Here is an 18,795-nt window from a genome sequence, read left to right as displayed (position 1 = left end):
ATTCAGACTGAAACAACTCTCACTCTGACGAAATTGGCGTATTAAAAAAGGCGGTTCAACCCTTGTGTGTTGAACCGCCTTTTTATCTTAGAAGAGCATATCTTTAATCGTGTCTACGCTCGTTGCTGAACTAGCTGGCACTTCTTCGGTTGAAGAATTATCTAGTCCAAGATCCGGTGCAACATTTGTGTGTTCACCATAGAAGACTTCTCCACCACTATTCACCATGCCTTGCGGTGCTTGAAGTGGCCGCTCAGGTACGCCTTTTAGCGTTTGCGCCATGTAGTTCATCCAGATCGGCAATGCCGCATGCCCCCCAGACTCCGAACCACCTAGCGGTTTCGGTTGATCATAACCAACCCACACAATCGCTACCAAGTTTCGTTGAGAGAAACCAGCAAACCACGCATCAATCACATCATTCGTGGTACCCGTTTTACCCGCTAAATCGCGCCGTCCTAAAGACATCGCACGTGCAGCAGTACCATATCGAACCACATCACCAAGCATACTAGTCATAATGTATGCATTCCTTGGGTCAATCGCTAAGGGGGCATTTTCACCTGCTTTATATGGTTTGCTCTGGAAAATGGTCTTGCCTTTACTATCTTCAATACGATCAATAAAGTAGGTTTGAACCTTATATCCGCCATTAGCAAATACGCTATATGCGCCGGCCATTTGGTATGGTGTTACGGTCCCAGCACCCAGTGCCATGGTTAAATAAGCGGGATGATGGTCTGGGCTAAATCCAAATTTCTTGATGTACTCCTGTGCGTATTGCGGCGTAATGGCTTGCAGTAATCGGATTGACACAAGGTTCTTCGACTTGGTTAGCGCACGACGAATCGTCATTGGACCTTCATACTTGCCATCCGAGTTCTTTGGTTCCCAGTGTTGTCCGCCTTGATCAATACTCAATGGTGCATCATTAACTACTGTCGCCGCTGTAAAACCTTTTTCGATTGCCGCCGAGTAGATAAATGGCTTGAAGCTAGACCCCGGTTGACGCCATGCCTGTGTTGAATGGTTGAAATTGTTTCGGTTGAAATCAAAACCACCAATGAGGGCTTTAATTGCACCTGTGTTCGGGTCTGCCGAAACAAATGCAGATTCAATCTGAGGAATTTGGGTAATCGACCAATTGCCATCATCCCCTTTTGTTACACGAATCACCGCACCAGGGCGAATACGAACAGATTCATTCGCCTTATTGGATAGCATCGATTTCGCAAATTTTAACCCATTGCCGGTGATTTCGATGGCACCACCAGATTTACGATAAGCGACAACTTTATTCGTAGATGCCTCAAGTACTACCGCAGGATAAATGTCGCCACTATCCTTTACTTCGGCAAGCGCTGCATCTAAATACTCTTCAGAGCTGTCGTTTGAGATATCAATGAATGATTCCGCACCGCGGTAGCCATGGCGTCTATCGTAAGACAGCAAGCCAAATCGAACTGCATCATAAGCAGCCTCTAGGTGCTTACTTTCAACCGTCGTGTAGACTTTAAAACCTTGTGAATAGGCGGCTTCTTTGAATTGGTCGTACATAAACTGCCGTGCCATTTCTGCAACATACTCACCATGCGCAGGGAAGCCTTCCACGCTTTTTACCACATGTAGTTGTTCGACTTTTGCCGCTTCATATTCTTCATCGGTAATGTATTTCAACTCATGCATTCTACGCAGTACATACATTTGGCGTAGCTTTGCTCTGTCGGGGTTTACAACCGGATTAAACTTACTCGGTGCTTTAGGTAGGCCCGCAAGCATTGCCATTTCTGCAACAGAGAGTTCTGAAAGTGGTTTGCCAAAGTAGGTTTTAGCGGCAGCTCCAAATCCATATGCACGCTGACCCAGGTTAATCTGGTTCATGTACAACTCAAGAATTTGATCTTTGCTTAGGTTTTGTTCAATTTTAAACGCAAGCAGTGCTTCTTTAAACTTGCGCTCCAATGTGCGTTCAGGAGATAGAAAGAAATTCTTCGCCACCTGCTGGGTGATTGTACTCGCCCCTGATACCGTATGGCCTTGGGTTAGGTTGGCGAGTAATGCTCGTCCAACGCCAACATAATCAACACCGCTGTGTTCATAAAAACGTTCATCTTCAGCTGACATAATGGCGTGCTTCATTTGTTGAGGCACGTCCTGAATTTTGACAAAGTCACGTCTTTCTTGACCAAATTCCCCAATTTGCACGCCATCTGCTGTATAAATCTTTAAGGGAATCACAGGGCGATAGTCTTGCAACCCTTGTACGCTTGGTAAACGAGGGTAAGTAATCATAATGGCAATCGCTAACGTTGCGACGCCGATGAGGCCAAGCGTGATCAACGTAAGGATTGGGTACAGAATCCACTTTTTTGACATGATTTTTTGGGGTTCCCATCAAATTGTTAGGTGCATTTTAAACGAAATGGCCAAATTCTGTTGTGATTCTGCACATGATATATGCATGGATGCTTTACTTGCTTAATTCCTGCTGCTAGGATTTGATGTAGTTTCACACAATTCTTGTGTAACTTGCTTAATGCACTAGGAAAATTGCCTTGAAAACAGGTCTAAATTTTGAATTTCTAAAACCAAAGTTACCTCCCGTCATTGGGGTCGACATCAGTGCGGCTTCCGTTAAGATGGTTGAGCTAAATAAAAGCGGTAACGGGTTTTCTATCGAGCGCTACGTAATTGAGCCACTGCCAAAAGACTCTATGTCTGACGGCAATGTTAGCAATTATGAGGCAGTGACTGATGCAATTAAGCGTGCTTGGCGTAAACTCGGCAGCCGGACCAAAAATGCAGCGCTTGCATTACCGGCTGGTGCGGTCATTACTAAAAAGATTACGGTGCCTGCAGGGCAAAAAGATCGTGATCTTGAGATGCAAGTTGAGTCAGAAGCCAATCAATACATCCCATTTGCGCTAGAAGAAGTGAATTTAGACTTCCAAGTGATTGGACCATCACCTGCCGCCCCTTCTGAAATCGAAGTGCTTATTGCCGCGTCGAAAAAAGAAAAAGTGGAAGAACGCGTTTCAGTTGCAGAGGCCGCGGGACTGCGTGCTATTGTGATGGATGTCGAGTCATTTGCAACACAAGCCTCATTAGAGTTAATCCAAAAGCAATTGCCAAGCGCTGGTAAAGATCAAACCATAGCTATGGTCGATGTTGGTGCAACCATGATGCACATCATGGTCGTTAGAAATAACCAGCAAGTGTTCCTAAGAGAGCAGGCATTCGGTGGTAATCAACTAACCCAAGATATTCAGCGTCGCTTCAACCTTTCTCAAGAAGAGGCAGAAGCTGCCAAACGCAATGGCGGACTTCCTGAGGCTTACGAGCCAGAAGTGCTTAAGCCATTCATGGAGTCACTCGCGAATGAAGTAAGTCGCTCGTTACAGTTTTTCTTTGCTTCAACCCAATTTAATCAAGTGGATTTCATCTTGCTAGGTGGTGGTTGTGGCAGCATCCCTGGGCTAGATGAAGTAGTTGCGAACCGCACTCAAGTCAGTACATTAATTGCCAACCCATTCCTAGGTATGTCTCAACCTAATCGCATAAAACCACGTCAATTATTGCAAGATGCACCCGCTTTATTGATTGCATGTGGACTAGCCTTACGGAAGTTTGAACTATGATTCGATTAAACCTTCTTCCGCACAGAGAGCTTCGAAAAGCTCAACAGATTAAGCAGTTTTATGTTGTCTTAGGTGTTGTACTTGCCGCTAGTGCTGCATTTGCCTTTGGTGGATATCAGTTCCTAGATTTGCAAATTGCAAATCAAAATAATAGAAACAACTATCTCCAATCTAAAATCGATGTCTTAAGTAAGCAAATTGAAGATATTCAAACACTGAAAAAGGAGCGTGATTCGTTACTCGCTCGTAAGAAGGTTGTTGAAAAACTTCAAACTAGCCGTTCTGAAGTTGTACGTTTGATGGATCAGCTAACTAGGTTAACGCCTGAAGGCATTTACTTAACATCCATTAAACAGACAGATGCAACAGTTAATTTGGTTGGAATGACGCAATCAAATGCACGGGTTTCAACATTTATTCGTAATATAGAGAACTCAACATTTCTCACTTCGCCTCGATTAATTGAGATTGCAAGGTCTCAGGCTGACAGTAAACTGAATCAGTTTTCAATGACCCTAGAGATTAAAAGAGAGTCTGAAGAATCTGTCGCATCAGGTGCAAAAGGGTAAGTCATGGCAATGGATCTCGACGAATATAGAAACTTAGATATTAAAGAAATCGGTGCATGGCCATTGCCTGCCAAGTTAGCGGTGTTTTTAATTATTTTTGTTTTGATACAAACCGCTGCGTATTTTACATTCTGGCAGGACCAAATAACGCAAAATACGGAAGCTACAAATAAAGAGCAAACCCTGAAAGATGAGTATCTGGATAAAAAGCGCCGGGCGGTTAATTTAGATGCCTATAAGCAGCAGCTTGTGGAAATTCGGCAGTCGCTGAGCGAGTTATTAAAGCAACTGCCAAAGAAGTCTGAAATGGATGCTTTGCTGACTGATATCAACCAAGCTGGTGTTGGACGAGGTTTGTCATTTGCCCTGTTTAAACCGGCAAGCCAAGAAATAAAAACCGCTGAGATGGCAGAGTTGCCAATCCAAGTTCAGGTTAGCGGTTCGTATCATGACTTCGCCCAGTTCGCGAGTGACATTGCTCAATTGCCTAGAATTGTCAATTTGAAAGATATCGATATTTCGACAAGTTCAAAAGATGGCGGCATGGTTATGTCTGCAACGGCCAAAACATTTCGATATTTAGATCAACAAGAAATTGATGAAATGTCTGCGCAAAAACAACCAGAACCGGGGAAATGAGAATGAAAAATAGAGCCCGATATGGATTGATTGTAAGTACGCTCGCTTTACTATTAAGCGCTTGTGGTAATTCAGGCACAGAAGATCTTGATGAGTGGATGAGCACCGAGGGCGCATCTATTCGAAGCAGGATTGACCCCGTGCCTGCACTAGAGCCATACGTTCCTTTTGCCTATCAAGCATATGATTTGCCAGACCCTTTTTCGGTGACAAAAGTTCAGCAAAATAAGGGGAAAGGTATCAATTCACCTGACCCAAACTGGAAGAAAGAAGCGCTTGAGGAGTTTGACCTCGATAAGCTAAATATGGTGGGAACGTTGAATAACAAAAAAGAAGGTGTGACGGCACTTATTCAATCACCTTCGAAAGATATTTTTAAAGCCAAGATTGGTAACCACATCGGCAGGAACTTTGGGGTAATTACTAATATTGATGAATCATCTATATCAATCAAAGAGTTGATTGAAGACAGTAATGGTGATTGGTCTGAACGCAGCGCCTCCCTGAAACTTGTCGAGCAGGAGCAAAAATAATGAATTGCCGCATCCTTCAAAAAAATCTTAAATTAAAAGTCTTGGGCATTTCACTTGGTTTGTACAGTGCACTTGGCTTTGCAGCTTCTAATACTATCGAAAGTATTGATGTTTCCGCACAACCTGGCGAAAAAACCTTGCTAAGGGTGCATTTGCAAAAAGCGGCACAAAAGCCTACAGGATTTTCTGTAGCCACGCCACCTCGTGTAGCGCTGGACTTTGCGGATGTTGCTAATGGAGTTTCATCTGATAAAGCAATTGCTCCTCAAGGCAATTTAAGGGCGGTCAATCTTGTTGAAGCAAATGGACGTACAAGATTGGTTTTAAGCTTGTTGCAAAATGCGCCTTATGAAGTTTCTGTGTCAGGGCAAGATGTGTTGATTACTTTGGCCTCTGCGCCGACAGCGAGTGTTACTTTGCCGTCTGCGTCTGCTGACACAACCAATACGCAGGTTGGTGCCAATAATAAAGATAATGGCTTAGATGTTGTGAAAGATATTGAGTTTCGCAAAGGTCTACAAGGTGAAGGAAGAATCCTTATTGATTTAGCAAAAGGATCTGCTGGTGTAGATATACGCCAGCAAGGAAAATCCTTGGTTGTTGATCTTGCTAAAACAAAGTTACCAGAAAACCTTCAGCGTAAGCTGGATGTCATTGATTTTGGTACCTCGGTTGTTTCTGTAGAAGCAAAGTCGCAAGGTGGAAATACTCGATTGCTTATTGAGCCAAAGGGTAATTGGGAGTATTCATCCTACCAAATGGATGGTCAATTAGTTGTTGAAGTGAAAGAGTCTTCTACGGACAAGAAAAACAGTCAAGCCAAAACTTACAACGGCGAGAAACTCTCTTTAAATTTCCAAAACGTTGACGTTCGCTCTGTGCTAGCTGTACTTGCTGACTTTACGGGAATGAATATTATTACTAGTGATACTGTAACCGGTAATTTGACTCTTAGGTTAAAAGACGTTCCTTGGGATCAGGCATTTGATATTGTGCTTCAGGCTAAGGGATTGGATAGTCGCAAAAAAGGTAATGTGGTTTTAGTGGCCCCTCGCGAAGAGTTGGCAACAAAAGAAAAATTAGAGTTAGAAACTCAGCAGAGCATTGCAGAGTTAGAACCTCTTAAAACAGAGGTATTTCAAATCAATTATCAAAAAGCCAAAGTGATTTTTGACTTTTTGAAAGATGAAAAATATCCTTTCTTATCAAAACGTGGGTCAGTTATATCTGATGAGCGTACCAATCAGATCTTCTTAAAGGAAATCCCTTCAAAACTTGAGGAGTTTAGAGAGTTATTAAGAAGAATTGATGTACCGACAAGGCAGGTGCTAATAGAGGCTCGCATTGTTGTCGCTGATCAAGACTTTTCTGGGCAAATTGGTGGTTCTTTAGGTTTGTCTTTGAATAATACCCAGAAGTTTTTTGGTAGCTCAGATACGACTGTTAACTCCTCTTCAAAAGCCAGTACAGGGCTAACATCTGCTACACAATCAAGTGGTGGAGGTTTGTTCTCATTAGCATTAACACATAACCCAACTGGACAAGTGTTGAGTTTGGCGTTAACAGCGTTGGAGTTAGATGATCGAGGTAAAATTATCAGTAGCCCTCGTGTAGTCACAATGGACCAACAAAAAGCGACGATCAAGCAGGGCATGAAGGTCCCTTATCAAACATGTTCTGCATCGACATCCACTACGACTGGGACATGTACAACAACGTTTCAGGATGTAAACTTATCATTAGATGTAACGCCTCAGATTACACCTGATAATAAAGTTAACTTGATTATGACAGTTAATAAAGACACGTTGGGTACTCTAACTGACGCGGGATATATTATTAATACGAATCAAGTTAGCACTCAAGCATTGTTGGCAAATGGCGATACAACAGTGATTGGTGGTATTTTTGAAGAAAATAAGCGTACTGATATCAGTAAAACCCCTCTTTTGGGTGACATTCCTGTGTTTGGCTACTTCTTCAAAAATAAAAGCACAACCGATAAGCGTGCAGAGTTGATGATTTTTGTTACCCCTAAGATTTTGGATGAGCGTTTGACGGTTCGCTAAATAGCATTCAAGCACTAAATCCGTTACAATGCCCGTCATGGCACTAGACATGACGGGCAATTTCTTTTTGGTAGGCTTGATGGGCGCGGGCAAGACGACGGTTGGTAGGGCGTTGGCAAAGCGTTTTGATAAGCAATTTTATGATTCTGACCACGAGATAGAGTCTAAGACAGGCGTAAAGATCGCCACAATATTTGAGATTGAAGGTGAGTCAAAATTTCGTGAGCGGGAATGCGAAATGATTGATGAACTCTCTCAGTTGCAAAATATTGTCTTAGCGACGGGTGGTGGCGCAGTCATGAATCCTGATAATCGACGCTGTTTAAAAGAGCGTGGATTAGTCATTTATTTGCGCGCGAGCGTGGATGATCTTTACCTTCGAACGAAGCTTGATAAAAATCGACCTTTGCTTCAAACCGCAAATCCTAAAGCACGGTTACAAGAACTGTTTGAGATCCGAGACCCGCTATATCGAGAAGTGGCAGATGTGGTGATTGATACTAGTCGACAAACTGTTGCAACATTACTTACACAAATTGAACCTAAGTTGGAAGCTTTGTTGAATGATTGAATGTACTTTAACGGTTGAATTAGCTGAGCGTAGCTATCCTATCCATATAGGAACAAATGGGCTTGATCAGTTAGCGAATCTTTTGAAGGATGTTTTCAAAAGTAAGCAGGCCGTTGTGGTGACAAATGAAACCGTCGCTCCTCTGTATTTAGATGCTGTTAAACAGCAATTGCATCAATTATCTATTCAAGTGATCGAAGTCGTTTTGCCAGATGGAGAGCAATACAAGACCGGTCAGTATCTTGATCAGATTTACAGTGTAATGCTCGTCAATAAATGCGATCGTAAGACCACCTTAGTCGCGCTTGGTGGCGGTGTCATTGGCGATATGACTGGTTATGCTGCCGCAACCTATATGCGTGGCGTGTCTTTTGTTCAGATTCCTACTACACTGTTATCCCAGGTTGACTCATCTGTCGGCGGTAAAACGGGAATTAACCACCCGCTTGGCAAGAATATGATTGGCGCCTTTTATCAGCCCAAAGCCGTTGTTGCGGATATGAATGTATTTGATACGCTACCTGATAGAGAGCTTTCTGCAGGATTGGCGGAAGTAATTAAGTATGGCCTGATTGATGATATTGCATTCTTGGAATGGCTTGAAGCAAATATTGATGCATTAATGTCTCGTGACAAAGAGAAGCTTGGAGAGGCAGTTGCTTGGTCTTGCCGTAATAAGGCTAGAATTGTTGCGGAAGATGAAACCGAGTCTGGTGTGCGGGCATTATTAAACCTTGGGCATACATTTGGCCATGCAATAGAAGCAGGTATGGGCTATGGTGTTTGGTTACACGGTGAAGGTGTGGCTGCTGGCATGGTCTTGGCAGCGAAAACATCTGCTGCTCTGGGTTATATTTCGGAAGCAGATGTCGCTCGTGTAATCAGTATCCTTGCAAAGGCAAATTTGCCTGTTGAGCATCCGAAATTAGGTCTAGAACGCTACTTGGAGTTGATGAGTGTGGATAAAAAGAATGAGGCCGGTAAAATTCGATTTATCCTGATGAAGTCTTTAGGACAGTCTTTTATTACCGCAGACGTTCCTGTTGCAGTTCTTGAGCAAGTGTTGAGCTAAATACGCTGTGTAGTGACGGCTTCGGATACCAATAAAAAACCTCGCGACTGCGAGGTTTTTTATTGGTAGCTAATTTCAGTCTCTTAGGCCGGGCGCATTGCAATCTGGCGAAGCTTTAATGAAAAGTGCTTTAGCTCAGGTATATTGCTGCCCTCTGCTCTATGGCACCAATCATGAAGCTTTGACAAAAGTTGATCAGGGCTTAAACTTGACCGTTCCCATAATCCAGTTAGCTCTTGTCTCATGGAGTAAATCGTTTGCAGTAATGGGCTGTTGGAAAGGACATTACTGAGTAACTGGTGCTCGTGCTGTGGCGTGTCTTTTGCATCTTGTTTTAACCAGCGTTTAAAACTTGTCCAGTCTAATTCATTCGGTAATTTTGCATGTGCTTGCAGTCGTTGAATCTCTTCCGCACAAATATGTTTTAGGCTGCGTGCATATTTTGCCGCAATAATGTAACGGCTAGAGATGATCGCTTCTAATGTATCTTTGTCAGCAACTTGTTTGGTTGGGATTTCCTCTGTTACTGGAATGGACTTTTTCACTGAAGCCAGTCCGAGTAGAGATAGGATTCGGATATACATCCAACCAATATCAAACTCATACCATTTGTAAGAGAGTTTTGCCGAGGTGCCAAAGGTATGGTGATTGTTGTGAAGTTCTTCGCCTGCAATCAAAATACCCCATGGGAAGATATTGGTGCTTTTGTCTTCACATTCAAAATTACGGTAGCCCCACCAATGTGCTAGTCCATTGATGACACCTGCGGCAAAAAATGGTGTCCATACCATTTGAGTTGCCCACATCCAAATGCCATTAGGTCCAAATAGCGTGATGTTAATGATGAACATCATCGTAATGCCGCCGGTACCAAATCGGGTGTAGACGTTTCTTTCCATCCAGTCGTCAGGTGTTCCTTTGCCAAATTTGACGAGTGTTTCTTGGTTGCGCGCTTCTTTTCTATATAACTCAGCACCTTCCCATAGGACGGTTTTGATGCCGTATACCCATGGACTATGCGGGTCTTCTGCTTTCTCGCAGCGTGCATGATGTTTACGATGAACAGCGGCCCATTGCTTCGTCTGCATCCCTGTCGTTAGCCATAGCCAGAGGCGGAAAAAGTGGGATGGAATTGCATGTAATTCTAGTGCGCGATGTGCTTGGTGGCGATGTAGGTAGATAGTGACAGCAGCCATTGTGATGTGCGTCATCACGAGTGTGACGATGATATAACCCCACCAAGGAAGGTCGATCAGACCATTCAGATATGCCATACTTTTAGATTGCCTGTAAAGTAACTAAACCAATGATTCTACATAAAATTTGATGGTTATGTGGTTTTTGTTGTCGAGTTAAATATAGCTGTTGTAATAGGGGCTAATTCGATTTGATTACTTTTGAACTGTGCATGAATCTCTTGTAATAAATCTGAGCGTAACTGCCCGGTGCCATTTTGCGGATCGGATAGCCAAAGACTGAGTTCTAGCTCCACCCCTTCATGTCGAATGGTTTTGTAAACCACATTAGGGGAGGGAACTTGGAGAATGCGAGGGTGAGATTTTGTGGCGTTAGACATAATTTGCTGAGCAAGCTGAATATTGCTGTTATTTGCAATCAGCAAGGTGATTTGTACCAGCATGTTTTGATCACTATATGAATGATTCAAAACGACAGAGGTGATGAGTGTGTCATTGGGGATGATTGCCTCGGTTCCATCCGACTGTCTCAATACTAGATACCTTGCAGTTAGTCTTGTTACCTCGCCATATTTATTATCGACAGTGATAAAGTTACCAAGACGAATAGATCTATCCATTAAGATGATAAACCCGCTGACGTAATTGCTTGCAATCTTTTGTAAGCCCAATCCAAGACCGACACCTAGCGCACCGCCAAACACAGAAAATAAGGTGAGGTCGATGCCAACCAATGGCAAGGCAATCATTACGCCGATTACTAAGAGTAAGGCGCGGCTGAGCTTTGCCAACATGACTCTGAGGCTACTATCTAATACGTCAGAAGATAGAATTCTTCTTTCTAATGTCCGGCCAACCCATAGGGCAATAATCAGTGTAATACTGATGGAAAGCGCCCCATTGATTAGCATTAATAAAGAGAGACTGTGTTTTCCGAGGGGAATGCTGAGTTCATCTAATGTATGGATGATCCATTGTAGTTGCCCAGTGATATGCAGTGCAAAGCCTAGCCAGATGGTGCTGACTAGACTTTTTTCGGATATCCGTAGCCATTTATTCTCATTGAAAATATTTCGCAAGAAATACACCGCTGCGCGGATGATTGTTAAGGCAATTAAGAGTGAGGTCGCAATATTGAGTAGCCGAACTGACTGGTGCGGATGAAGGAAGTGTTTGCCAGTTTCTACGACCAGTAGTGCAGCGATTGGGAACAGGACACGATGAAAACCATAAAGACTGATGGTTTTCGTTGAGCTTTGGTTCTTGGGGCGAAATAGGCGGTGTAAGGTAAATGCGAGTGTTATCGCTACACAAATAATCAAAATCTGCCGGAGTTGCGTTGCTTTGAAGAGTCCTTCTGATAAATCAAGCCAAAGGTCTTTAACTTCAGATGCGTCTAAAATGTTGTAGAGAGGTGCGCTCATTTATGAAATATAGATGGTTGGTGGATAATTTCTCTGTCATTTTCGTGTGTTTGTGACAGGGATTTGATAACATAACGTTTTATATCAATGCATTGGCGTTTTGACAATGAATAAAAAAGTTCTGTTCCCCGTTGCAGGCTTAGCTGCAGCAGTTGTTTTGTATACTGGTACATCTTGGTGGCTGGGCGGGAAAGTTGAAGCCCAATACGAGCATTATCATGCATTTTTGAACAAACAAGCTTATTTAAAAGTGGTGAAATCTGAATTTCACCGCGGATTGTTTACTTCTACAAGTGAATGGAAGGTTGCTTTAAGCGGTACGCTTGCTTATAGCTATCGTCAAGCGCTCCAAACTTACGGAGCAGATGCTCCTCCGCTGGAGCTGACTGTACGTGAAACGATTCATCATGGCCCATTCCCAGGCATTTCTTCTGGGAGCTTTGCGACAGGTCGTGCCATTGTCGATACTGAGATCGTTTGGCCAGAACAAGTTAAGCAGGCGCTAACAAGTGTGTTTGGTGATCAAGCACCGCTGACCATCAAGACACTCGTCGGTTGGTCTGGTGATGGTCAGATGGATATTTCTAGCCCTGGTTTTACTAAGGCAATCCCGAATGGTGAAGCAACCATTCAGTGGTCTGGCTTAAAAGGCAAAGTTAATTACGCAGCTGATTACAGTAATAACAAATACGAATTCCTCAGTGAAGGTTTAAATGCGACTGGAAAAAATGGGGAAACCTTAAAGGTTGGTAAAATGACCTTTACTGGTGATAACCACAAGGCATTTGAAGACCTGATGATTGGTAAGGCAGGCTTTGAAATTGCTGGCATTAATTTTGCCAACACCAAAGCGCCAGATCAAAATGTTCAGATTGATAAAATCACTTACAGTGCAGATGCAAAAGAGGCTGGTGAGTTTCTGGATGTCGCTGTCAAATTGGGTGTAGATAAAGTATCGGTGAAAGGGAAGTCATATGGACCTGCTCACTATGATGTCAGCTTGAATCATTTGCATGGCGCAACCTTAGCGAAATTATCCAATGCTTTAAATGAAATCCAGAAGCAAGAAATTGCGCCTGAACAAGTGCAAGGCATGATGATTGGTGTGTTGATGCAGCATGGAATTCCATTGTTGAAGCAAACACCTGAATTTAAGATTGATCGTATTAGCCTGCAGTTGCCTGAAGGTGAAGCCAAGATTGAGGCGCATGCCAAAATCAATGGTTTTGATGGTAGTGAAATTCAGCAGCCAATGTCGCTGCTACAAAAGCTAGATGCCGGTGTGGACGTTGTATTCCCTGAGAAAATTGCTCGTGATATCGCAACTAAAGGTATTGGTGCAAAAATGGGGTTAGATAATCCTGCGGATGCATCTGCAATGGTAGATCAGCAAATTGAAGGCTTGATTGCTCAAGGTTTTGCATTAAGAAAATCTGGCATGCTAAGCACAAAAGCAGTTTGGAAAGCGGGTAAGCTGTTTGTTAATGGCAAAGAAATTCCATTGCCTATGTTGATGGGCGGTGCGGCGCCAAGTATTCCTGCGGCTCCAGCTGCGGATGAGGCGCCTGCAGAAGATGCTGCACAATAAGAGATGAGTGTGTAATTGCGAAGGTAATTAACTGCTCAGATAAACAAAAAGCCAAGCATGATGCTTGGCTTTTTGTTTATCTAGATTTGCGTTAACTTGCTTTTCTAGTAAGGATGGCCGCGAAGAAGCCATCTGTAGAATGCTGGTGTGGGTATAGTTTTAAGAAATCGCCGGTATCTAACTCTACACGTTGTTGTTCGAGAACCTCTTTAGCGGATGTAATTTCAAAATCAGGATTCTTTTCTAAGAATGCAGTGATTTGATCTTCATTTTCTTCCGGAAGAATGCTGCAAGTTGCATAGACGAGTCTGCCGCCTGGTTTTACTAATCGAGCAGCGGATTGCAAAATGGCTTTCTGTTTTTGAAGAATCTCAGCTAGTCCAACTTCATTTTGGCGCCATTTCAAATCTGGATTTCTTCTTAGCGTACCCAAACCACTACAAGGCGCATCGACTAAAACACGATCAATTTTTCCTGCTAAGCGTTTGATTCGCTGATCGTTTTCGCTGGTGATTAACTGCGGGTGAACATTCGATAGGCCAGAGCGCTTTAAGCGTGGTTTTAGATTGTTAATCCGCTTTTCTGCAACATCGAATGCATATAGACGGCCTTGAGAAGCCATCATTGCGCCAAGCAGTAGTGTTTTTCCACCCGCCCCAGCACAGAAGTCTACGACCATTTCTTGGCGCTTTGGTGCGACCAATAGCCCCAGAATTTGACTGCCTTCATCTTGAACTTCAACATCACCATGAACAAACGCAGGGTGTTTATGGATGGCTGGCTTGCCTTTTAATCTAAGACCGAAAGGAGAGAATGGTGTTGCTGAGTATTCTAGGCCCGACTTTTGTAACTGTGCTTCAATAATCGCACGCTGAGCTTTGAAGGTGTTAATGCGCAAATCTAGCGGAGCGCTTTCTTTCATGCCGCGACCAATTTGAATAATGTCTGCATCCTGCATGTGTGCCTTTAGGCGACTGCAGACCCACTCTGGCAACTCGGCTTGTGCTGAAATTGGCATTTCAGCTGGCGTTTGCTCCATGGCTTTCTTGAGCCATTCAATGTCTTCTTCTCGTAAAATGGTGGCCAATTCTTTTTGTGGCAACCCTTTTACGAGGCGGAAATAAGCAATCAACTGTTGGCGGCCACTAGATGGTCCAATTCGCCAGTCAATCCAGATTTTATTTCTCAGAAGACCAAATACGGTTTCTGCAATCCAGTTTCGATCTTGTTGACCGAGCTGTGGGTTGTTGCGGAAAAAATAGCTCAGGCTCACATCAGCAGGGTGCTTAAATGTTTTAATCTGAGACAGTGCCTGACTAGCTTGTTGAAACAGTTGGGCGTTCATAGGTTCATTTCTATATGCTAAGAGTGATGTAGAGTAGTCGTGTTTGATGGTTATTTTCGACTACTTGGATATTGGTAATCTTGGTAGCGATAGATGGTCTTTTGACCAAAGGTTAATCCCACTAACTGCAGATCTACCGCTTTTCCATTGTTATCGATTCCTTTTAGGCGAACGGGAAAGTTTTGGTGGTCTAAGTCGAGCCAAATATCAAACTCTCTGTTGCCATTTAATTCTTTACCTTTCACGTGGGCGGATCGAATGACGCCAACTGGTGTGTCTATCTCTTCTTCATTATCCGCGGAAAATCTAATTTTATAGAGTTTTTTTCCTGTGACGAGATTCAAATCAATCGACGTTCCTGGACTTAATTGTACTGCTAGTTGATATCCCATGCTGAGAATATCTTGTGTATTGGGTGCGAGCGGTTCGGTGGTGAGTTGGTTTGGTTCTCCATAGCGAAGTTCGCGCGCTTTGTAATCAAACTCTGCAATATGTTTCGGTGTGTCGTTATCATCTCTAATGTCTGCAAAAGAATCCGGTGCGATCCCTTCATCCGTAATTTTGCCTTTACTAATGTAATGCGCACTCTTATTAAAGAGGGCCATCTTCATTTCTACTGTGTAGCCATCTTTTGTGACAGACCAAGTTTGGCGTGCATCTATCGAAGAGCCTTTTAGTCTGTATACGGCTTTCCCTTCATTTGGGAAACGTTGTTCATCAGATTTTGCTAGTTTTGTGCTGCCCGTTTTTATATCCGCAACAGATGCTACATTTTCTTTTGCCAGTGGTTTTGTGTCTGTTGGTTTTGATGCTGGATGTTCAACGGAGGCTACGCGACTGGAGGCTGTGCTTTCTGGTTGGGCGTTAGTAGACGCAGGCGTCTCTTTGCTGGCCAACTTTTCTGTGCTACTTGGTTGTTTTTTTTCTTCAGATGCGACACCTTCTTTTTTGCTGCCGGATTTCGACTGTCCGGACGAAGCGATGCCTGCCGTGATGCCCTTATGAGTTGCTTCTGTCTGCTGAATAGAAAGTTTTTTTGTTGCTTTCAACAGACGTGTCTTTAAGACTTTTTGCTCGGAGGTTGCCCAGTCCGGCAATATGACGACTTCGCTGACTATTGCGCATGAATGGATAAGTAGAGAAAGAGTGGCTGCAATCAGCAGCCGCTTAAATGGTTTCATCTGAGGTTGGTCAGTGAGAAATGCGGACAGTTCCGTTTTCTAAGATGGTTAGTTTGTCTTCAACAAACCATTTCACTGACTGAGGATAGATGATGTGTTCTTGTGTCAGTACACGAGAGGCTAAACTATCTTCGGTATCGTCTGGTAAGACAGGTACTGCTGCTTGCGCAATGATTGGCCCATGATCTAGTTCTGCAGTCACAAAATGCACACTACATCCGTGTAGTTTTACGCCTGCATCCAATGCTTGCTGATGAGTATGCAGGCCTTTGAATGACGGAAGTAAAGATGGATGAATGTTGATTAAGCGATTTTGATAGTGATTAACAAAGTCAGCAGAAAGAATACGCATAAAACCAGCCAGTACGACTAAGTCTGGTTGATAGCTATCGATCAGTTTAATCATTTCTGCATCAAAGGCTTCTCTGCTAGAAAAGCCTTTGTGAGAAAGGACGGCGGTAGGAATATTGCGGGTGGCGGCAAACGCTAACCCCCCTGCATCTTCTTTGTTGCTGATAACGGCAGCAATTTCACATGGCAAGTTGGCGTTAACCAGTGCTTGCATGTTGCTGCCTCTACCAGAAATAAGGACAACCACCTTCTTCATGCTGCTTAAACCACTAGTGTCTGTGCTTCGCCAACTAACTGTGGGCGAATGCGACCGATGCGGCTAACTGATTCACCTGCTTCGGTTAGAATCCGAACTGCATTGTCAGCGTCTGCAGCAGAAACAACGATAGCCATACCGATACCGCAGTTGAATACACGGTACATTTCATTCATGTCTACATTGCCTGCTTTTTGTAGCCATTCGAATAGTTTTGGCAACTGCCAGCTTCCTGCAACCAATTCTGCAGTTAGGCCTTCTGGTAATACACGTGGAATGTTTTCTAACAAGCCACCACCAGTAATGTGTGCCATGCCTTTTACCGTAATGCTTTCCATTAGTTTTAATAATGGTTTTACATAAATGCGGGTTGGTGCCATGATGGCTGCAGATAATGTTCTTCCGTAGAAGTCTGCTTCTAGGTCGGCATTGCTATGCTCAATAATTTTACGGATTAGTGAGTAGCCGTTTGAGTGAGCGCCATTGGATGCTAAACCAAGTACTACATCGCCTTCGGCAATGGTTTTGCCGGTGATGATTTTAGACTTTTCAACAACACCAACCGCAAAACCTGCTAGGTCGTATTCGCCAGAAGGGTACATGCCTGGCATTTCAGCGGTTTCGCCACCAATTAGTGCGCAACCAGCTTGTTCGCAACCCGTTGCAATGCCTTTTACTACATCGGTTGCTTGCGCTACATCTAGTTTTCCACAAGCAAAGTAGTCCAAGAAGAATAGCGGTTCTGCACCTTGAACCAAGATGTCGTTAACGCTCATTGCGACTAAATCGATACCAACGGTGTCATGACGGTTTAGTTCGAATGCTAGTCTAAGTTTGGTACCCACACCGTCGGTGCCAGAAACTAGGACGGGTTCTTTATATTTTTTGCTAATTTCAACAAGTGCACCAAACCCACCAATGTCAGTGAGCACTTCTGGGCGCATGGTTTTCTTTGCAAGTGGCTTGATGTTTTCTACTAGTTGATCGCCCGCGTCGATATCAACACCTGCATCACGATAAGTCAATGAAGTGGTCGTCAAGATGAAATCTCTCTTTCAGCTGTCTGGTGGCTTTGGTTGCCAGTTCGCTATTTCTAAAAAACAAAGGGTATTTGGTTTTCTATTGCGCCAACGCATGTTTCCACTTGTTGGTACCTATATTGTCTTTATAAGGTAACAATCAAATCTGATTGTCATGATATGTTCCATAATCAGTCGCCCAAACGTATCGAACTATGGAATAATCAGTAATCTGTGACTAACAGGCATTCTTTTGCCCCGAATTGTACCCGAATGCAGCCAACTCGTCCCGCTCTTTCATTTTCAATCTGGTTAACTGTTGCCTTTGTCGGACTATTTGCACTGATTTGGCTGCTTGGCTCGGTGCTGACGCCATTTGTTGTTGCGGGGATCCTTGCTTATATTCTTGAGCCATTGTGTGATCGGCTAGTAAAGTGGAAGGTTTCTCCTACGATCGCTAGCCTGCTAGTCATGCTGCTGTTAGTGGTGATCATGCTTGCTTTAATGATGCTGATCTTGCCGATGATATATCGTCAGGTAGCGTCTTTGCTTGATATGATGCCAGCAGTAGGTGCTTGGATTGAAAATCAATTAGTTCCAACCTTATCAAATTGGTTAGGTACACCTGTTTCACTTGATGCTGCACAGATTCAAACATGGATCACAGCGAATCTATCTCAAGTGAAAGTGTTGGCAATTAGCTTGTTGCCGTCTATTAAGACAGGGACGGCGGCAGTATTTAGCACCTTAGCGAATTTGACGATCATTCCATTGGTGATGTTTTACTTTTTGCGTGATTGGAAATCGCTCATTCGGCGCATTTCGGGACTTGTTCCTAAGCGAGTATTGCCGACGGTTTCATTGATTGCGGGTGATGCAGACCGAGTGCTCGGTGAGTTTTTGAGAGGCCAGTTGTCGGTGATGTTGGTGATGGCTGTGCTCTATAGTGTTGGCCTGTCGATCGCAGGGTTGGATTTCTCGATTTCCATTGGATTAATTGCTGGCTTATTGGTGTTTATTCCCTATATTGGAATGGCGATTGGTTTATTACTGGCAACATTAGCCGGTGCACTCCAGTTTGATCATATTCAACCGTTGATTGCTGTCTGGTTGGTGTTTGGCGTTGGACAGTTCATTGAAGGGTTTGTGGTGACCCCGTGGTTGGTAGGGGAGCGTATTGGATTACACCCCGTCGCTGTTGTTTTTGCCTTAATGACGTTTGGCCAGTTGTTTGGATTTGTTGGCGTGTTGTTAGCGTTACCAATGGCTGCATGTGTGTTGGTTGCATTAAGGCATGCCAAAAAAGCATATATTAATAGTGAATTTTATCGGCAGTCGTAAATA

16 protein-coding genes are annotated in these 18,795 nt (G+C 43.6%); 9 read left to right on the top strand and 7 right to left on the bottom strand.

The window, feature by feature from the left end; all coding sequences use genetic code 11:
* Window positions 1-87: 87 nt before the first annotated feature.
* Entirely contained in the window at window positions 88-2,376 is a 2,289-nt protein-coding gene (locus LIN78_RS03190) for a penicillin-binding protein 1A (protein WP_227178402.1), read from the bottom strand.
* 179 nt (window positions 2,377-2,555) lie between these two features.
* Here LIN78_RS03190 and LIN78_RS03185 point away from each other — a divergent pair, with 179 nt between their 5' ends.
* Genes LIN78_RS03185 through aroB form a run of 7 tightly spaced genes read left to right on the top strand, consistent with a single transcriptional unit; the run spans window position 2,556 to window position 9,091 of the window.
* Complete coding sequence (locus tag LIN78_RS03185; protein ID WP_227178400.1) at window positions 2,556-3,638, top strand: pilus assembly protein PilM; 1,083 nt, start codon at window positions 2,556-2,558, stop codon at window positions 3,636-3,638.
* The gene (locus LIN78_RS03180; protein ID WP_227178398.1) at window positions 3,635-4,207 is read left to right on the top strand and encodes a PilN domain-containing protein; all 573 of its coding nucleotides are present in this window, start codon (window positions 3,635-3,637) and stop codon (window positions 4,205-4,207) included. Before LIN78_RS03185 ends, LIN78_RS03180 begins: the two co-directional genes overlap by 4 nt.
* 3 nt (window positions 4,208-4,210) lie before the next feature.
* A complete protein-coding gene (locus LIN78_RS03175; RefSeq protein ID WP_227178396.1) occupies window positions 4,211-4,846 on the top strand; it encodes a type IV pilus inner membrane component PilO in 636 nt (211 codons plus the stop codon).
* 2 nt (window positions 4,847-4,848) lie between these two features.
* On the top strand, window positions 4,849-5,379 hold the full coding sequence (locus LIN78_RS03170) for a pilus assembly protein PilP (RefSeq protein ID WP_227178394.1): 531 nt from the start codon (window positions 4,849-4,851) through the stop codon (window positions 5,377-5,379).
* Window positions 5,379-7,448 (top strand): type IV pilus secretin PilQ, encoded by a 2,070-nt coding sequence (locus LIN78_RS03165; protein WP_227178393.1) that lies wholly within the window; start codon window positions 5,379-5,381, stop codon window positions 7,446-7,448. Before LIN78_RS03170 ends, LIN78_RS03165 begins: the two co-directional genes overlap by 1 nt.
* 28 nt (window positions 7,449-7,476) lie before the next feature.
* Window positions 7,477-8,019 carry a shikimate kinase AroK gene (gene aroK / locus LIN78_RS03160; RefSeq protein WP_373307738.1) on the top strand — a complete coding sequence of 181 codons (543 nt, stop codon included), beginning with the start codon at window positions 7,477-7,479 and terminating at the stop codon, window positions 8,017-8,019.
* Window positions 8,012-9,091 carry a 3-dehydroquinate synthase gene (gene aroB, locus LIN78_RS03155; RefSeq protein WP_227178389.1) on the top strand — a complete coding sequence of 360 codons (1,080 nt, stop codon included), beginning with the start codon at window positions 8,012-8,014 and terminating at the stop codon, window positions 9,089-9,091. The genes aroK and aroB overlap by 8 nt, the downstream gene beginning before the upstream one ends.
* Window positions 9,092-9,174: 83 nt before the next feature.
* Here aroB and LIN78_RS03150 read toward each other — a convergent pair whose 3' ends face one another.
* Window positions 9,175-10,365, bottom strand: a complete 1,191-nt coding sequence (locus LIN78_RS03150) for a DesA family fatty acid desaturase (protein ID WP_227178387.1) — start codon at window positions 10,363-10,365, stop codon at window positions 9,175-9,177.
* 56 nt (window positions 10,366-10,421) lie between these two features.
* The gene (locus LIN78_RS03145) at window positions 10,422-11,711 is read right to left on the bottom strand and encodes a mechanosensitive ion channel family protein (RefSeq protein ID WP_227178385.1); all 1,290 of its coding nucleotides are present in this window, start codon (window positions 11,709-11,711) and stop codon (window positions 10,422-10,424) included.
* A 106-nt stretch (window positions 11,712-11,817) separates the two neighbouring features.
* On the opposite strand from LIN78_RS03145, the gene LIN78_RS03140 reads away from it, so the two are divergent.
* On the top strand, window positions 11,818-13,299 hold the full coding sequence (locus LIN78_RS03140) for a YdgA family protein (protein ID WP_227178383.1): 1,482 nt from the start codon (window positions 11,818-11,820) through the stop codon (window positions 13,297-13,299).
* Between the two features lie 91 nt (window positions 13,300-13,390).
* Here LIN78_RS03140 and LIN78_RS03135 read toward each other — a convergent pair whose 3' ends face one another.
* From LIN78_RS03135 to purM, 4 genes are read right to left on the bottom strand one after another with little or no spacing between them, the layout of a single operon-like run.
* Window positions 13,391-14,644: an RsmB/NOP family class I SAM-dependent RNA methyltransferase gene (locus LIN78_RS03135; RefSeq protein WP_227178381.1), complete on the bottom strand. Its 1,254-nt coding sequence runs from the start codon at window positions 14,642-14,644 to the stop codon at window positions 13,391-13,393.
* A gap of 50 nt (window positions 14,645-14,694) precedes the next feature.
* The gene (locus LIN78_RS03130; RefSeq protein WP_227178379.1) at window positions 14,695-15,825 is read right to left on the bottom strand and encodes a DUF3108 domain-containing protein; all 1,131 of its coding nucleotides are present in this window, start codon (window positions 15,823-15,825) and stop codon (window positions 14,695-14,697) included.
* A gap of 10 nt (window positions 15,826-15,835) precedes the next feature.
* Window positions 15,836-16,432: a phosphoribosylglycinamide formyltransferase gene (purN, locus tag LIN78_RS03125; RefSeq protein WP_227178377.1), complete on the bottom strand. Its 597-nt coding sequence runs from the start codon at window positions 16,430-16,432 to the stop codon at window positions 15,836-15,838.
* A gap of 5 nt (window positions 16,433-16,437) precedes the next feature.
* Window positions 16,438-17,472 (bottom strand): phosphoribosylformylglycinamidine cyclo-ligase, encoded by a 1,035-nt coding sequence (gene purM, locus LIN78_RS03120; protein WP_227178375.1) that lies wholly within the window; start codon window positions 17,470-17,472, stop codon window positions 16,438-16,440.
* 252 nt (window positions 17,473-17,724) lie between these two features.
* On the opposite strand from purM, the gene LIN78_RS03115 reads away from it, so the two are divergent.
* The gene (locus tag LIN78_RS03115; RefSeq protein ID WP_227178373.1) at window positions 17,725-18,792 is read left to right on the top strand and encodes an AI-2E family transporter; all 1,068 of its coding nucleotides are present in this window, start codon (window positions 17,725-17,727) and stop codon (window positions 18,790-18,792) included.
* Window positions 18,793-18,795 lie beyond the last annotated feature (3 nt).

It is taken from the genome of Leeia speluncae (assembly GCF_020564625.1).
Lineage (GTDB): Bacteria > Pseudomonadota > Gammaproteobacteria > Burkholderiales > Leeiaceae > Leeia > Leeia speluncae.
Note: the sequence above shows the minus strand (reverse complement) of the source record. Positions and strands in the feature narration are given on the sequence as shown.

What these genes read in the sequence shown, in the direction of transcription:
- LIN78_RS03190 (WP_227178402.1), bottom strand. Translation starts at nt 2,376, where the DNA reads ATGTCAAAAAAGTGGATTCTGTACCCAATCCTTACGTTGATCACGCTT.
- LIN78_RS03180 (WP_227178398.1), top strand. Translation starts at nt 3,635, where the DNA reads ATGATTCGATTAAACCTTCTTCCGCACAGAGAGCTTCGAAAAGCTCAA.
- LIN78_RS03175 (WP_227178396.1), top strand. Translation starts at nt 4,211, where the DNA reads ATGGCAATGGATCTCGACGAATATAGAAACTTAGATATTAAAGAAATC.
- LIN78_RS03170 (WP_227178394.1), top strand. Translation starts at nt 4,849, where the DNA reads ATGAAAAATAGAGCCCGATATGGATTGATTGTAAGTACGCTCGCTTTA.
- LIN78_RS03165 (WP_227178393.1), top strand. Translation starts at nt 5,379, where the DNA reads ATGAATTGCCGCATCCTTCAAAAAAATCTTAAATTAAAAGTCTTGGGC.
- aroK (WP_373307738.1), top strand. Translation starts at nt 7,477, where the DNA reads ATGCCCGTCATGGCACTAGACATGACGGGCAATTTCTTTTTGGTAGGC.
- aroB (WP_227178389.1), top strand. Translation starts at nt 8,012, where the DNA reads ATGATTGAATGTACTTTAACGGTTGAATTAGCTGAGCGTAGCTATCCT.
- LIN78_RS03150 (WP_227178387.1), bottom strand. Translation starts at nt 10,365, where the DNA reads ATGGCATATCTGAATGGTCTGATCGACCTTCCTTGGTGGGGTTATATC.
- LIN78_RS03145 (WP_227178385.1), bottom strand. Translation starts at nt 11,711, where the DNA reads ATGAGCGCACCTCTCTACAACATTTTAGACGCATCTGAAGTTAAAGAC.
- LIN78_RS03140 (WP_227178383.1), top strand. Translation starts at nt 11,818, where the DNA reads ATGAATAAAAAAGTTCTGTTCCCCGTTGCAGGCTTAGCTGCAGCAGTT.
- LIN78_RS03135 (WP_227178381.1), bottom strand. Translation starts at nt 14,644, where the DNA reads ATGAACGCCCAACTGTTTCAACAAGCTAGTCAGGCACTGTCTCAGATT.
- LIN78_RS03130 (WP_227178379.1), bottom strand. Translation starts at nt 15,825, where the DNA reads ATGAAACCATTTAAGCGGCTGCTGATTGCAGCCACTCTTTCTCTACTT.
- purN (WP_227178377.1), bottom strand. Translation starts at nt 16,432, where the DNA reads ATGAAGAAGGTGGTTGTCCTTATTTCTGGTAGAGGCAGCAACATGCAA.
- LIN78_RS03115 (WP_227178373.1), top strand. Translation starts at nt 17,725, where the DNA reads ATGCAGCCAACTCGTCCCGCTCTTTCATTTTCAATCTGGTTAACTGTT.